14 protein-coding genes and 1 pseudogene are annotated in these 15861 nt (G+C 37.0%); 3 read left to right on the top strand and 12 right to left on the bottom strand.

All coding sequences use genetic code 11. The features are described from left to right. Window positions 1–40: 40 nt before the first annotated feature. The 7 genes and pseudogenes from ACHABU_RS03080 to ACHABU_RS03110 form a co-directional block, all read right to left on the bottom strand. Complete coding sequence (locus ACHABU_RS03080) at window positions 41–607, bottom strand: DUF6241 domain-containing protein (protein ID WP_435762114.1); 567 nt, start codon at window positions 605–607, stop codon at window positions 41–43. Between the two features lie 100 nt (window positions 608–707). Continuing rightward, entirely contained in the window at window positions 708–1376 is a 669-nt protein-coding gene (locus ACHABU_RS03085) for a DUF6241 domain-containing protein (RefSeq protein WP_435762116.1), read from the bottom strand. Beyond that, window positions 1361–1954 (bottom strand): sigma-70 family RNA polymerase sigma factor, encoded by a 594-nt coding sequence (locus ACHABU_RS03090; protein ID WP_435762118.1) that lies wholly within the window; start codon window positions 1952–1954, stop codon window positions 1361–1363. Before ACHABU_RS03090 ends, ACHABU_RS03085 begins: the two co-directional genes overlap by 16 nt. 495 nt (window positions 1955–2449) lie before the next feature. Next, complete coding sequence (locus ACHABU_RS03095; RefSeq protein ID WP_435762120.1) at window positions 2450–3337, bottom strand: glycine betaine ABC transporter substrate-binding protein; 888 nt, start codon at window positions 3335–3337, stop codon at window positions 2450–2452. A 1-nt stretch (window position 3338) separates the two neighbouring features. Then, complete coding sequence (locus ACHABU_RS03100) at window positions 3339–3992, bottom strand: ABC transporter permease (RefSeq protein ID WP_379494912.1); 654 nt, start codon at window positions 3990–3992, stop codon at window positions 3339–3341. Then, complete coding sequence (locus ACHABU_RS03105; RefSeq protein WP_435762122.1) at window positions 3985–5121, bottom strand: betaine/proline/choline family ABC transporter ATP-binding protein; 1137 nt, start codon at window positions 5119–5121, stop codon at window positions 3985–3987. The genes ACHABU_RS03100 and ACHABU_RS03105 overlap by 8 nt, the downstream gene beginning before the upstream one ends. Window positions 5122–5520: 399 nt before the next feature. Continuing rightward, a pseudogene (locus tag ACHABU_RS03110) lies at window positions 5521–6352 on the bottom strand (manganese catalase family protein). A 171-nt stretch (window positions 6353–6523) separates the two neighbouring features. On the opposite strand from ACHABU_RS03110, the gene ACHABU_RS03115 reads away from it, so the two are divergent. Further along, window positions 6524–7219: a YetF domain-containing protein gene (locus ACHABU_RS03115; RefSeq protein WP_435762124.1), complete on the top strand. Its 696-nt coding sequence runs from the start codon at window positions 6524–6526 to the stop codon at window positions 7217–7219. A gap of 170 nt (window positions 7220–7389) precedes the next feature. On the opposite strand, the gene ACHABU_RS03120 is transcribed toward ACHABU_RS03115, so the two are convergent. From ACHABU_RS03120 to ACHABU_RS03140, 5 genes are all read right to left on the bottom strand, one after another. Beyond that, the gene (locus ACHABU_RS03120; RefSeq protein ID WP_435762126.1) at window positions 7390–8856 is read right to left on the bottom strand and encodes an alkaline phosphatase family protein; all 1467 of its coding nucleotides are present in this window, start codon (window positions 8854–8856) and stop codon (window positions 7390–7392) included. Between the two features lie 198 nt (window positions 8857–9054). Continuing rightward, window positions 9055–9987: an aldo/keto reductase gene (locus tag ACHABU_RS03125; protein ID WP_435762128.1), complete on the bottom strand. Its 933-nt coding sequence runs from the start codon at window positions 9985–9987 to the stop codon at window positions 9055–9057. A 344-nt stretch (window positions 9988–10331) separates the two neighbouring features. Then, window positions 10332–11825, bottom strand: a complete 1494-nt coding sequence (locus ACHABU_RS03130) for an MFS transporter (RefSeq protein ID WP_435762130.1) — start codon at window positions 11823–11825, stop codon at window positions 10332–10334. A gap of 318 nt (window positions 11826–12143) precedes the next feature. Then, entirely contained in the window at window positions 12144–12521 is a 378-nt protein-coding gene (locus ACHABU_RS03135) for an enoyl-CoA hydratase (RefSeq protein ID WP_435762132.1), read from the bottom strand. Window positions 12522–12699: 178 nt separating this feature from the next. Further along, window positions 12700–13134 (bottom strand): cell wall hydrolase, encoded by a 435-nt coding sequence (locus ACHABU_RS03140; protein WP_435762134.1) that lies wholly within the window; start codon window positions 13132–13134, stop codon window positions 12700–12702. 250 nt (window positions 13135–13384) lie between these two features. Between ACHABU_RS03140 and ACHABU_RS03145 the strand changes: the two genes are divergently transcribed. After that, on the top strand, window positions 13385–14488 hold the full coding sequence (locus ACHABU_RS03145) for a 5-methyltetrahydropteroyltriglutamate--homocysteine S-methyltransferase (protein WP_435762136.1): 1104 nt from the start codon (window positions 13385–13387) through the stop codon (window positions 14486–14488). Window positions 14489–14747: 259 nt separating this feature from the next. Continuing rightward, window positions 14748–15596 carry a protein-glutamine gamma-glutamyltransferase gene (locus tag ACHABU_RS03150; protein WP_435762138.1) on the top strand — a complete coding sequence of 283 codons (849 nt, stop codon included), beginning with the start codon at window positions 14748–14750 and terminating at the stop codon, window positions 15594–15596. The last annotated feature ends 265 nt before the right edge of the window (window positions 15597–15861 follow it).

Raw genomic sequence — 15861 nt, forward strand, 5'->3', positions numbered from 1 at the left:
ACGGAGAAAGCACGGGGACGGTTCTCGTGCTTCCTTTTTCTTACTTTCTACTTTCAATAAAGGCTTGTTCTTCTTCTTTGCTTAATATGCCTGTTGCTTTGCCGATGGTTCCATCCTGTAAACTCCAGACCGTGTTATGATCTTGAACTACGCTGGAAAAATCACCATTCGCCCATCTTTCTAAAATATCTCTGTAGGTATCTCCATTCGGATAATCACCATTATTTACAGCTTCTAATAACCAATTAATACGCTCATCTGTAATTTCATAAAATCCCCATTTTTCACTTGCTTCTACCTTCTGATGGGACATATTATGTATATAACCTTGGATGTGGTCCTCTTTTATATCATTGACAACTATAGCCTGCCCGAATGGATTCATATCTGCTGAAACTTCTTCCGTTTCTTCCTCTTCCTCAGAGTTTCCTTCTTCGGCCTCCCCGTTCATTACAGCATCAAAGTTTACCTCTTTCGTTTCTTCTGTAGACGGATCCTCTTCTTCTGCTTTTTCTGCTGCTTCAAATAATGTCGTTCCTACCATATACAAGAAAACCCCTAATGCGATAACTACCGCAGTTCCCAAAATCCACAATGCCTTCTTCATAATGTTATTCCTCCCAATTATCGTCTTATAGGAAGCACGGGGACGGTTCTTCTGCTTCCATTTGTCCGAAATGGAAGCAAGAGAACCGTCCCCATGCTTCCTAGTTGTTGTATATTTCGCTTACTTCTTGTGTGTTGTTGATATATTCTTGTTCTTCTTCTGGGCTTAGTATTCCAGTTGCTTCGTCTTTGGTTCCACCCAATATTCCGTGTACGATGTTATGATCTTGATCTACTTCTGAAAAATCCCCTGATGCCCACCTTTCCAGAATATCCCGGTAAGTTTCCTCATGACCATAGTCTCTCTTTTCTAGCCCTTCTATTAACCAGCTAATCCGCTCATCTGTTATTTCATAGAATCCCCACTTATTCTCAGCAATTACTTTTTGATGGGACATCCAGTGAATATATTGTAGATAGTCCGACTCCTTTAGATTTTCATGAGAAATAAAGTTTCCAAATGGATTTCGTTCCCTAACGCTCTTTTTTTCTTCCACTACTTCATCCACTTCTTTGATTTCATCGTTTTCTTCTATTTGACTTGTCTGTTCCTGATTAAAATCTGATATGGTAATCGAAATAAGTAGGAAAATTGCTCCAACAACGACAAATCCTGTCATAAGTTTCGGAAATATTTGATATGCCTTTGTCTTTCGACTTTGCTCTGTAGTTTTAATCTTTATTAGGATTTCCTGCTTATCTTTATCCGTAAATGACACTGGAATTTGATTTTCTAGATCTTGACTTTTTTTCTTCAAATGTCCATCCATAAATTATCCACCCCTTCTTTCAGCAAAAGGACTTTCAACTTTTCACGGGCTCGTTTCAATCTTGTACGTATAGACACTTCTTTCATATGTAATGAATTGCTTATTTCCTTTACCGATAACTCTTTAAAATAATATAGGATAATAACTTCTCGATATTTGATTGGCAATTTCAATACCTGATTCAGTATGAGATTGGATTCGTTCTTCTTTATAATCAATTCCTCCGGCGTATCTTCTACTTTGCCCTGGTTAACCTGTTGCAACATTTTATCTTTTAATCGCTTATTCCGTGATTGCCAACTTCTTAGGTAGTCTTTACATTTATTGATAGCGATGGAGTAAATCCATGCTTTCAAAGATGATTTTCTTTGGAATGTATCCAACTTCTTATAAATGATCACAAAGACTTCCTGCGTAATATCATCTGTTTCTGCAACGCTATTAACATAGGTGTATATTAATCTTTTTATTTCATTACCATAAATATCCATGATAATATTAATTGCTTCGTTCGGATTTAATTGTAAAATCTCTGTATCACTTCTACCGTATGGCGTAGAATTTATCGAGTTGACCAATCTACTTCCCCCTTCTATAGATGACATCACTAGTTAGACGTAGTGAATATAAAAAATGATTCAAAAATCTACAAAGTTTTAGGATTCTGGACCTAGATCCGGTTCTTTTGCTTCCACACAGAAAAAGACCTGCAGCCAGTGTTTTCATGCCATAAAGCGCTGAGGACAGGTACTAAGCTCCACTTCATCATTCCTAGCATCAATAACTATCTTGCTACAACATTATTCTATTGAACTAGTTTATCATCTTTCTAATTTTTACTCCGGCTAATCTGCTCCACTCATTTTTGATGGAGTGATGTTTAAAAATATATGGAATAAGAGGTATGTTGTTTGCTTATGATTCGGGTATTGGGAGGGAAATCTGGAGAATAAAATACGAAGGAACCACCACATCAAGTAGTCGTTTAAATTCTAGTCACTAGCCATGCCAGATTTTAAACGATACAAGCATTTTTCCCAAAAAAAAAAAGAAAGCATGGAGATGCTTTCTTTCTACTCAATTAGCTCAGCTTCTTGTAAAAATTCTTTCGCCACGAAATCAACCATCATGCCTTCGTTATCCACTTTAGCATTCATCGCTTGCATGGTTTGTTCATCAATTTTACCTTCTAGCAGTTGTAGTACTTCTTCTAATTCTGGATATTTTTCAAGTGTTTCTTCCAATACTAGAGGAAGCGCGTGATAAGGTGGAAAGTAGGATTTATCATCTTCAAGCACTCTTAAATCATATATCTGTAATTGCCCATCCGTTGTGTAGGAATTGATTACATCCACTTCATCATTATCTATGGCACGATACATCATCCCATGATCCATTCCTTTGACGTCTTTAAACTCCAAATCATATTCTTCTTCAAAGCCTGGCAAACCGTCCGGGCGATCAATAAACTCGAAAACAGCTCCAAGTGTATATTGGTCGGATACTTCGGCAAAATCACTAAACGTTTCTACCCCTAGTCGCTCTGCTTCCGCTTCGTCAAATGCAAGTGTGTACGTATTATTAAAGCCAAATGTACCAAATGCAACAATCCCATCCTCGGCCACCAGTTCCTTCGTTTTCGCTAACGTTTCTTCCGCAGTCCCGGGAGTTTCACCATAATACGTGATTACAATCGTACCTGTATAATCAGGTATTATCTGAATACTACCATTCATCATTGCATTCCACACAACATTAGATCCACCAAGATTTTCCCGATATATGACATCTATATCTGTTTTTTCTTCAATTAATTGACCCATAATATTTGATAATATGATACTTTCCGTATTATTTCTTGAACCAACAGTGACCGCATCTTCTGTCTTTAAAATGCATCCTGCTAGCGGAAGAATCGTAATAAAAATAATAACCATTAATAGTAATTTTATCTTATTCATGCTATTTCAACCCTTCTGGTGTAGACCAACGTTCAATCTTATTGAAGGAAAACTCAAGTAAAATCGCTAAGATAGCAGCTGGTATTGCTCCTAAGAATATTAAGCCATCAATCCCTCGGGTAATACCTAAGAATATAAAGTCTCCAAGGCCACCAGCACCAATAAAGGCTGCCAATGTAGCATTCCCCACGTTGATAACAGCTGCTGTACGGATTCCAGCCATTATAATTGGGATGGACAAAGGGAGCTCCACTTTAAATAAGATCATCTTGCTCGTCATCCCCATTCCCTTAGCCGCTTCCAAGGTTGCCCTATCTACATCCTTAATACCTGTATACGTGTTCCGAACAATCGGTAAAAGGGAATATAAAAATAAGGCTGCAATCCCTGTCTTGACACCAATTCCAAAAACAGGTATTAAAAAGCCAAGTACTGCTAGACTGGGAATGGTTTGCATAATACCTGTCCCACCTAATACGAACGGTACGAGCGATGGAACGCGTGTTATAAGAATACCTAAGAAAACACCTAATATAATTGCCATTAACATAGAAAAAAACACGAGTTGGATATGGACAAATGTCGCCTCAAGAACTTCTTGCCAACGCATTTGTGTTTGTTGGACAATTTGTTCCCATAAATTTAAATTATTCATTCACTTCCTCCTCCATTTCTGTCCATTGACTAGATAATGCGGAAAGCAATGTTCCACGAGTCACTAATCCGATTAGTTTTTCGCCCTCATCTACTACCGGAATTATCCCCCGTGAAGCTGTCTGCATCAAAAGAATGGCATCCTTGGCACTTTTTGAGCTATCAAGTAATATCTTAGCAGGAAGCATAATCTCTTCAATTGTTTTAATATCGTCCATTTTCTTCACCAAATCATATGCAGATACAATTCCTAGCATTTTATCCTTCTCGTCAACAATAATTAACAGCATTTTTCTGTGCTTGCGCATCATTGCAAGGGATTTTTCAGGAGATCTATTTGGAAGAGAAGTTAAGACTGAATCCGTCATTACATCTACAACGGACATTAGATCAGGATTTTGGATAATTCGATGCTTACCAATAAACTCTTCGACAAAACCATATGCTGGTTCGTGTAATAATTTTTCCGGGGTATCGAGTTGAAGTAAAGCACCATCTTTCATTATGGCAATTCGATCACCAAGCTTTAACGCCTCATCCATATCATGCGTTACAAAAACAATTGTCTTCTTCAATTTTTGCTGCAAAGAAATTAACTCTCCTTGTAATTGCTCCCGTGTGATGGGATCAAGTGCACCAAATGGTTCATCCATCAAGATAACACTAGGATTGGATGCTAATGCCCTTGCCACACCGACACGCTGTTGTTGTCCACCTGATAATTCTTTAGGATAACGGTTGCTGAATACCTTTGGATCAAGTCCTACCAGTTCCATAAGTTCTTTCACTCGTTCTTTGATATCCTGTTCCTTCCAGCCCTTAAGTTGTGGAACAATCGCAATATTTTTTTCAATCGTATAATGTGGAAATAAGCCAATTTGTTGAATGACATACCCGATATTACGTCGTAACTCTGCTGCATTTAGTTTCGTAACATCTTTTCCATTTATAGAAATCGTGCCCGATGTGTGGGGAATCATTCTATTAATCATTTTCATAGTCGTTGATTTTCCGGATCCACTTGGTCCAATAAGAACAACAAGCTCTCCTTCAGGAATTTCAAAACTGACGGAATCTACTGCTTTAAAACCATCCTTGTAAATTTTGCTTACATTTTCAAATTTTAACATATGTACCTCCTATAGTTTTTTTCTCATAAAAAAAATTTCCCTAAGCACTAGTGTGCGCAGGGAAACCTTTTTTATTAGAAAAGGCTTATGTGGAAAAAATAACTCTGTTTTCAGTATACATCCCAATAGTAATTGGTACAAAGCCCATAAACAGCGAAATACCTCAATATTCCTCACTATTTGCGCAAATAGTGAATATCAAGATGATTTAAGTAATTGATACTCTCTAAGCCTCTTATATCCTCTTGCTCACTGCCATTTATCCAAAACTTGTTTCCTAAAAGTCATTTTTAAGAAAATTTTGGAGAAGAATGTAAAAAAGTGGCATCTTTTCTTAACACAATAGCAAAAAATACTAAAAAAGATGCTTCCTGAATACTATCCGAAGACATCTATAACTTATTGTTTAAATTTGATGGGTGGAGTTCCGTGAATATATCCCGGCGCCGGTTGGAGTGCTGGTTTTTTCCCTAATGCTTTTGGCTCACTTACATATTTAAATTCTCCCTGTCCATCCATGCTCTTTCCGTTTGCCCATCGACCTTCACTGCTCTCTTCACCTAATGAATAGTTCATAAACGAATAGGATACTTCCTGTTTTTCATATTTTTGATTAAACGTAGAAGGTACAATCGGTTTTTGCCTCTGTTCTAATTCCTCGATTGCTGCCATCCACTGATTTTGGTGCATTGTATCGCGGGCAATTAGCCAGGAAAGCATGTCCCTTACACCTTTATCATCCGTCATTTCATAGAGTCTCACTACCTGAAGACGACCCTGTGACTCTGCATTTAAATTTGCTCGGAAATCGGCAAGCAAGTTTCCACTTGCAATAGTATATCGTGCATTAAACGGATAGCCTGCACTATCTGTAGGCGTTGCTCCTAATCCTGAAACGATAGTATGCTGGGGATTCATCCCACCCATTACAGCTCCAATAACCGGATCTTTTGCAGCTTGCTCTTGTTCCTCAATCGGGGCATGATCAAGTAATTGTGCAATCATTGTAGCAAGCATCTCTACATGGGCAATCTCTTCCGTACCAATATCTAAAAGCATATCGCGATATTTTTCTTCACCACGACAATTCCATCCTTGGAAAAGGTACTGCATCATAACGGTTATTTCGCCGAACTTGCCCTCCTAAAACTTCCTGTAGCTTTTTAGCGTAAACTGGGTCGGGCCGATCCGGTTTTGCATTATATTGCAATTCTTTCACATGATAAAACATGATTCCACACTCCTTTTAGTTTTTAAATTAACCTACAACCAACAATTTATACTTTCCATCATATGTAGGATACAACAGTAGATTGTACTAACCACTGACTATTTGGTGTATCAAAAATAAAAATCCCGGAACAATAATCTTTATTAGTTGAAACATAAAAGGGGTTTGAATATGACAATAATGGAATTAGTTCTCAGACTTGCAATAGCTTATGTAACCTTGATTATCCTAACAAGGCTTATGGGTAGAAAAGAGATTTCGCAAATGACCTTTTTTAATTTTGTGTCAGGGATTTCTATAGGTACCATTGGTGCATCCCTTGCAATAGATTCTACGTTAAGTATTCGCAACGGGATTATTTCCTTAATCATTTGGAGCGCATTTACGATTATCCTTGGAATTCTGGACATAAAATTCCCAAATGTTCGCTACACTGTCGAAGGACAACCAAGAATTCTAATTAAAAAGGGAAAAATTATGGAGAGCGAGCTTCGGAAGGTACGTTTGGATGTAGACGCATTAAATGCGCTGTTACGAAAAAAATATGTATTTTCACTTTCAGATGTAGACTATGCAATTTTTGAAACCGATGGCACGCTTTCCGTAATGAAAAAGGAAGTCAATCAACCGTTGAATAAAGGTGATATGAATATTCAACCAACTAAGCCCGTTTTTTCTCTTTATACGGCTGTTATTTCAGATGGGAAAATTAAAAAAGATAATTTAAAAAAGTTAAACCTTGAACAACAATGGGTCATTCAACAATTGCAAGCAGCTGGCATTCCATCTATTTCGGATGTCTTCTATGCTGAAGTGCAAAAAGACGGTACTTTATATATTGATAAGAAAAAAGATATTCTACGTTAAAATAGTTTTCTATATAAAATCCACCTCACTATTTTAACGTAGATCTTTTAAAAAACGATTAGTTGAGTTACCTGTTTGGAAATTCCTTCAGATCAATCGTTACTTTTAAATTTTCGATTATTGGTACAAGATCCATGATAGAAAATCCAGCTGAATACTTAAGTTAACTTTTATGGAATCAACTTGAGTATATACGCTTTCAAATCCACAACACGTCTAAATATCGGTTTCTCGGTAGTTCCTGAAATGATGAGCGGTACAAGTGATTCTTGTTTGTGTAATGAACCGTGTGCTGCACCAGCAAGATGGAATGGTGTAGATTGTGCTTTAAATTCACAACCTGGTTTCGCATTAACGACAATGTAACGTCCTGAATGGGAATGCAATACGCTATGTAACCGAACGAACGCATCAGGATAATCACCATAAGACAATTCTTTTTCCTTTGTCAGATTCAAATCCAAAAGCTGATAATCCCCCTCCATACTCCATGTTTGATGATACACATCCGTATATTCTCCCCCTGGATGAAATTGCAATGAACCTTCTCTCATACCAGATTCGACGTGAATGGAATCTTCGTCCTTCCAGGCTATGATATCGATTCGTTGATCATTTTTGAGCACTTCGGCAATAGTAGACAGTGGAAGTTGTTGATCCAGTACATAAATATAAGCCATTCGCTGGTTTACACATAGGACAAGCTGATCTTTTACGGATACAGGCCGTTCGATGCGCGAAATACGATATTTTTTCAATTGTTTGCGTAAATCAATGATAAAGTCACGGTACCTGCTACCTGTTGGAGATTGACCATTATCTCCCATAACAAGCCATATATTTCGATTGAGTGCTTCCTCCCAACTTGGGTACAGGTTCAATGTTTTTTGAATCTCCCTATCAATCTTGGCGATCCCTTTAATATCCATTGGTCCTTTAAAATGAATACGGGCGTCCATATCCTGAAATATACAGAAAGTAAACCCTGGAAGCTTTCGCTTACGAATTAAATACCTAAGCTCCCGGGCGGTATATTTATAATTTCCGGCAGCTATTTGAGTTGCGACACCCCATGACCTTAGTTTGGAAAAAGTACCTAAGGAGAAAATAGTTGTTGCATCCGTTGTCCATTTACCGTCTTTAAATCGGGTTAATGTACTAAATAACCGCGGTACACGTAATCGTTGTGGTGTGTTCCCGCGATAAACAAAGGAATTAATGGACGCAGAAGGTATCCCTCTGTCAGCTAATTCCTCATAGATCGTAGTAACTTCACTGCTCATATGTTCATTATTCAGTCGGTAGAGCATGTTATGGACAGACCGCCGCATCCCTAGCCTGAACGTCTCCCGGAAACCCGTTCCGTAGTTAATAATCTCTTTTCGGGAATCATCGAACCAGTTTAGACCTGGAATATGATGTTTGTCAGCATATGTACCTGTCAAGAGACTACTGTCGATGGTGACGGACATTGTCGGAAACGAAGTCACCATGTTTGGGATATAACTGCCATTTTCCATTAAAAATTTTAAAGCAGGAGCACGTCCGGTTTGGATAGCTACCTCCAGCGGTTCGGCCATCAATGAATCGATATTCAGCAGAATTACAGGTTTAAACGAAGTTACGTTTTTCTTCATATAATTTTCATCCTCACTATCATAAAGGGTGCCTGTCACTCCCCGAAATATGTTGAAATTTGTCGATGGATATGTAAGTGACAAGTATTAAAAAAGTGGAACAATATAGAGTATCTCTATATTGTTCCACCTTCTTTTAATTATATGACGCATTTTTCAACAAAATAGGACTAAATTTAGGGAGTGACAGGCACTAAATTATTGAAAAATACGATCAATTTTTGCAATCTCGTTCTCTGTTAATTGAACGTCTAATGTTTTCAAATTGTTAAGTACTTGATCTGCACGTTTAGCACCAGGAATCACAGTATCTATCGAATCACGTGTTAAATACCAAGCTAAGACAATATGTGCTACTTCAGCCTGCTTCACATTAGCAATTTCACGAAGTTGTTCCACTTTTTCAAGGTTCTTTTCAAATTCTTCGCCTTGTAGGTGCGGCATGTTGGCACGTAAATCATTAAATTTCATATCTTTATTGTATTTCCCTGCCAATAATCCGGATGCAAGCGGGAAGAATGGAATAAATGAAATATTTTGTTCAGCAGTATATGGAAGTAATGCTTTTTCAGCTGTACGTTGGATTAAATTATATTCTCCTTGATAGACATCAACATATCCATCTCTGTTTGCTTCTTTTAATTGATCCAGTGAAAAGTTGGATAAACCGATTGCTCTGATTTTCCCTTGATCTTTTAACTCTTTTAAAGCTCCAACTGCTTCATATCCTGGTGTAACTCCATCTGGATAATGAATATAATATAAATCGATATAGTCGGTTTGCATCCGTTTTAAGCTATTTTCTACTTCTTGTTTCAGGAAGGCTGGCGTATTATCATTTTGCATTTCCCCGCCGACAAATTTCACTGATCCCTTTGTTGCAAGAATAAGTTCCTCTCTTTTTCCTGTTTCTTTAATTGCTTCACCTACTAATTCTTCAGATCTACCAGGACCATACAGATATGCTGTATCGATAAAATTCACACCATTTTCAACCGCTGTACGAACAAGCTCTTTGCCCGCTTCTTCGTCCAAATTAGGATAAAGATTATGTCCCCCAACCGCATTCGTTCCAAGTCCAATTGGGTTAATATATATTCCTGATTTTCCAAGCTGTGTTTGTTTTGTCATTCCACTTCTCCTCATTTCTAATTTTAATTGAATTTATACTTATTACTGTAACAATATAAGTACTTGTTCTCTAACAAGAGACAGGTTAAACATATGATATAAAACTTCATAGTTACTCATAAAGTTCACCCCGTCTATGAAATTATCTTAAACCACTTCTTAATTGGATACAACAACTCTACATTTTGTTTCATTATTTGAAACTATAGTGATGCTTTTTACAGAAAGTTGATTAAATTATCTCTAAATAAAAAATCGCCTGCTTATTATGCAGGCGACTTTTGTGTTGAATAATTAAATTAGGTTATGCTTTAATCGCTTTCTTAAAATTGGTGATTTCCAGTTCAATCACACTTTTTTTGCAGCAGCTTTTTCTCTTTTGCTGTAGTAATTTGTTCTCTTACCCTTGTAATTTCTGTTTGAATTTCTACCATTTTCTTATCATCAAGACCATAGAATTTCATAGCGAGAAGTGAAATAATCCAACCGAGAATCGGAATACCGAATATTAGAATCAAGGTCGCGATAAGTAATGGAGTTGTTAAATCTTCTCCCAATTGTGGGAACTCATCCTTGTAACCAATCATTGCCACAACAATCCCAACAAGTGCAGGCGCCATTGCAGACATTACTTTATCGATAAAGGAAAAAATAGTTCCCATCATACCTGGTACAAATCTGCCTGTACGATATGTTTCATAATCAGCTACGTCAGCAATCATCGGAATAACGATTGCAGGTGTTAACGTCTCCACTCCACGAAGCAAGCAATAGAGAACGATAAATAGTATCGTAGCAAACCCAATATTTTCAAGTGAGATTGCACTTGGATCAACGAGCAAGAAGAGTGCCATTAGAATGGCCGCTGTGATTAACCCTACCCATGTAGCTTTTACTAATGCATTCTTTAAGCTTGTTTTCGAAGCTAACCGAACACCTAATATAGTAATTAACAGACTTGGTACAATTGTAATCATTGAAAAAGTACCGCTAAGTGCATAGTCCCCTAATACAATCCCGAAAAACATGATATAGACTGCTGGCTGTCTAAGCACCATGGTTGCAACTTTATCTGTGGAAGCAGCGATAACTAACATTTGTAACGGTCTGTTTCCTTTCAGAATCGGCCAGTAATCACGGAATCTTGTTTCTACATTTTCACCAGCAAGTCCGAAGTATTCCTTCCTATCTCTACCCTTAATTGCAAACACTGCCAAAATTGTAAATAATCCAGATAAAATGATGGCAAACGTATTCAATTCCGTAAATAGAGCCATCGTGAAATCACCATGTTTAGCTACTAGATAATTGGCTACGAAAACTTGTCCACCGGTAAATACGACAATATTGTACGCTGCATCGAATGCACTGAACAGTGGACGTTGTTTTGGATCATTCGTTAGTACCGTTTGTGCTGCTTTCGTACATGCCGTTTGAAATGTATAACCGATAATGTAAAAGGCATAAACCAAAATGAAGAACGGTAATTGCCATATTTCAGGTAATAAATGCGTAACATTATACATAATTAGAACGGAGCTAGCCAAAATAACATTCCCAATCACCATCATTGGCCGGAACTTACCAAATTTGGATTCCGTTTTATCAATAACAAAACCAATAATTGGGTCAGTGATAGCATCAAGTACCCGACTAAGCCCGATAACTGCACTAACTACTACAACAGTTAGTCCGGCAATACCGGTCGCATAATAGGCTACGAATCCGATAATGAATAAATACATGTTTGTAGCTGTATTATTTAAAGCAAATAAGCCAATCTGCCATATCTTAGCAGAATTATATTTATTATTTTGTTCAACTGTAGTGCTTGACATGGTTGTTTTCCCCCTTAAGTCTTTTCAAGAATCCCTTCTTATAGGTATTAAAAATTTCTACCCAAATTCCCCTTTACTAAATCGCTTACATTTTGTACTTTTAACAATAAGGTTGTTATTAAATACCCTTTCCCCAAGTTTATTTTGTTTGGTAAACAAACTATTGATACAGGAAATTATAGCTGAAAGCGTTTTATTAATCAAGTGTTTTTTTATACTATTCGAATTACCATTTACCCAATTTGAGGTACATTCGTAATCCAACCATTATGAAGCTTCCAGCAACTGTGGAGAAACAGTATCCAAAATCGATATAAGTTATACGATTACTCCCGCAAAGTTTCCTTTCAATACTTGTTTCTCATTCTGATTTGTGCATACAAAAGATGCCAAAATAGATATTCTATTATTATCTTGCTTTTCATACTTCTCAATCGTTACTTTACAAATAATTGTATCTCCTGTAAAAACTGGTCTCAAAAACTCAAAATTCATCGTACGGGCCAGTACATTGTTATCTCCACCAATTTTTGTTGGCAATGTAGCAGTCAATAACCCTTGAATGACAAGTCTTCCCTTTTCATCTGGGGTTATATGATGAATCCCTTCATCACCTGAAATCTCTATAAATAATTCAACATCCCTTCCTGTAAAAGTCCGTTCAAATGTAATGATATCTCCTACTTTTAATGGCATATAAATCCCTCCAAAATTATTATATCTTATTATCTATTTGAAAACATTTGCTTTTCAATTATCCAATTTAAAATTTGAAATGTCCATCTAATTTATTAATAAGACCTGGTTAAATAACAAAAAAACACCCCCAAGACCTTCGTCTTAAGGATGAGATTAAAGAGCGAACATGTCATCATCAATAAACACTATCACATGTTCCAGGCAATGGTTCATAAAAACAGTGTTGTTTATATTGGCCAGTAAAAGGTTGGTCATACCATGTTGGAGGACACGGACCGTATGGATTAAAGTACCAAAGAGCATACTTCGCTGGATGATTTCTCCAATAATCTAAATTCTGCCTAGCTAATCTTCTCTCAGCTTCCCTTGGTCTTTGATAAAATACATTGCCTTTTTGAACAGCCTCAAAAGAGAAATTCCCTCCTTGTACTTGAAAAATGACATCTTCAATTGTTCTTATATCATTAAAGTCAGTACAATCAGCTATAGCACGGTTAACAATTACATTGCCAACATAGAGCATACCTTGTTTTCCTTCGCCTTCAGCTTCTGCTCGCATCATCCTTGCCATTAAGTCAACGTCTGCACTTCGGTAAGCTACTCTTGCCATTTTTTCACCTCCAAACTATACTATGAAAAAAACCTACATTAATGACCTATAAAATAAGAATCTTCCTAACTATTTTCGCTATTCATTATTACACTACGATTCATCAGATATTTGGTTCCATTTTTCAGCAATGATAACCTTCATCATAGTTTAAAACTATATCAGGATATAGATTTTAAGTGTTACTCTATAAACTTTCTCTCATGCTACACTTACGTTAAATATTAAGAAGAAGAAAGAAGGAATGAAAATGACAAAAACGATTATTAAAGCACCTTTTAGAGCAGATCATGTCGGAAGCTTGCTTCGCCCTCCATCCATTCATGATGCCAGAAAGAAATTTGTGGAAGGCTCCATTTCTTCTGAACAACTACATGCCGTGGAAACGGAAGAAATCAAACGAATCGTAGACAAACAAATTGAAGCTGGACTACAAGCAGTAACAGACGGCGAGTTCCGCCGCAGATTTTGGCACACCGATTTCATGGAATACTTAAATGGTGTGGAAGGTTATATTCCTGACCACGGATATAAATTTGAAGGTGTAGAAACCGAAGCGTATGATGTGCGTATCACTGGTAAAGTTTCCTTCAACCCAGATCATCCGCATTTAAAAGATTTTATTGAATTTAAAGAAATTGTTGGTGATCGTGCTGTAGCAAAAATGACACTTCCAAGCCCTAATCAATTTTTCAACTCTGGTATCCGAAACGAAGAAATTTATCCAACGATTGAGGAATTCTCGCAAGACATTATTCAAGCCTATCGCGATGCAATACAAGCATTCTATGATGCAGGTTGCCGTTATATTCAGCTAGATGATGTGTATATTGCGGGACTTTGTGCACCGAAGCTTCCATTTGCGGAAAGTGATTTGGAAAGAGAAAAATTGATCAATCTAGCATTACAAGTAGCCAATGGTGTATTGGAAGATAAACCAGAGGATTTAATTATTACAACGCACCTTTGTCGTGGAAACTATCAATCAGCTCATGCCTTTGAAGGTCCATATGATCGAATCGCTCCTAGTTTCTTTGCCAAAGAAAAAGTAGACGGTTTCTTCTTAGAATACGATGACGACCGTTCCGGAGATTTCAAACCGCTTGAACATGTACCAGCCGGAGGACCACAAGTCGTATTAGGTGTATTCACATCTAAAAACGGCGAATTAGAAGATAAAGAAGCGATTATTGCCCGTGTTAAAGAAGCTTCCAATTATGTACCATTGGAACAGATTTGTATCAGCCCGCAGTGTGGTTTTGCATCAACACACCACGGCAACAAACTAACAGAAGAACAGCAATGGTCAAAATTGAAATTTATTGTCGATGTATCCAAAGAAATTTGGGGATAAAAAAAGAGATCGATGCATTCTTATAGGAATGCATCGATCTTTTTTTGCATGATTTTATTGACTAATCAAGATAATCTTATAAATACATCATTAATCCAACACATTTAAATGCTGGGTGAATAAACTAAGCAATAATATTAGAAAACGTGGCATTCGCCAAGCCTTTAGGCGAATTGCCTTAGTTGCACTTATGCAGAAAGAAATGTGGATATACTTTCTTTACTGCCAAAAAATACGTAATCTTGGAATGAGGTATTGTATGATACAAGTATCAGGAATTGCTTTTCAACAAAGTAACCTATGGCCTCCTGGAAGTATTGAAAGAGTCATCATTCAACGGATGAATCAAGACCCAATTGTTTATTCCTATTCATCCATCGAAGAGCTTGGTTTCGAACTGACGTTACGGAAAAACATCATTGCAAGTGCAAGAGCCATGAATAATGGTCAGGCACAGTTTGAAGTATTTCGAACATCTTATTGTAATTCCGAGTACTGGCGTTTAACGAGTGCTGGTGGATTTCATTTAAAGGATGGAGTCTTACCGTCTGCTGCAATCCAGGACATTTTCACGAATAGTTCCCTATATGGGTTTGAATGTGCAGTAGCAAAAGTAATAATTTTTTACCATGCTGTTTTAAATAGCATGGATGAAGATTTATTTAATCAGTTATTTCAAAATCTTTATTTGTACAGCTGGCATTTCGATCCAGATCTCGGAATTCATACCGTTGATAGTTACCATTACTTGCCTGGAGACGTTGTCTATTTTAATAATCCGGATGTGAATCCAGATACGTCCTGGTGGAGAGGTGAAAATGCGGTTGATCTAGGTGATGGAACATTTTTTGGACATGGCTTGGGCATAAGGAACGCTGAACAAATGATTCAAGCACTGAATGAAATGAGAAAGCCCGGTAGCAATCGCTCCGCCTATCTGTCAAACATTATCGCAAGGCCGTCATTTAAAAACCTCGCAAATCTTTCTATGTACTCACGAAGCTTAACTTCTTATAAAATCCAACACCCCGCCATTCACCATCATGAAAGTTCCATTTCATGTGATCATTATCTCTTTTTTTTACATCAGTTCTATAATCCACATTAACAAATAAAGAAGATGGAAAAATGGCTTGGAGAAATTCTTATCAAGAATTAAATTCAAAAAGGGTAGGTAATTTAAAGGACATACATATTAATCATATAAAATATGTTGTGTCTTTTCTACTTCAAGTAAAATCAGTTAACAGCTTTTTCTTTTTTCGCCAACAGTAACTAGTATCCTGCTTTCCGCTTTTTTAAAATTGTTCGGTATATCAAAGGACATATTTTCTTCCGGTAATAGATGTTCTTATCATTTTTCTAACAAATGA

The sequence above is a fragment of the Oceanobacillus sp. CF4.6 genome, from assembly GCF_051262635.1.
Classification (GTDB): Bacteria; Bacillota; Bacilli; order Bacillales; family Amphibacillaceae; genus Oceanobacillus.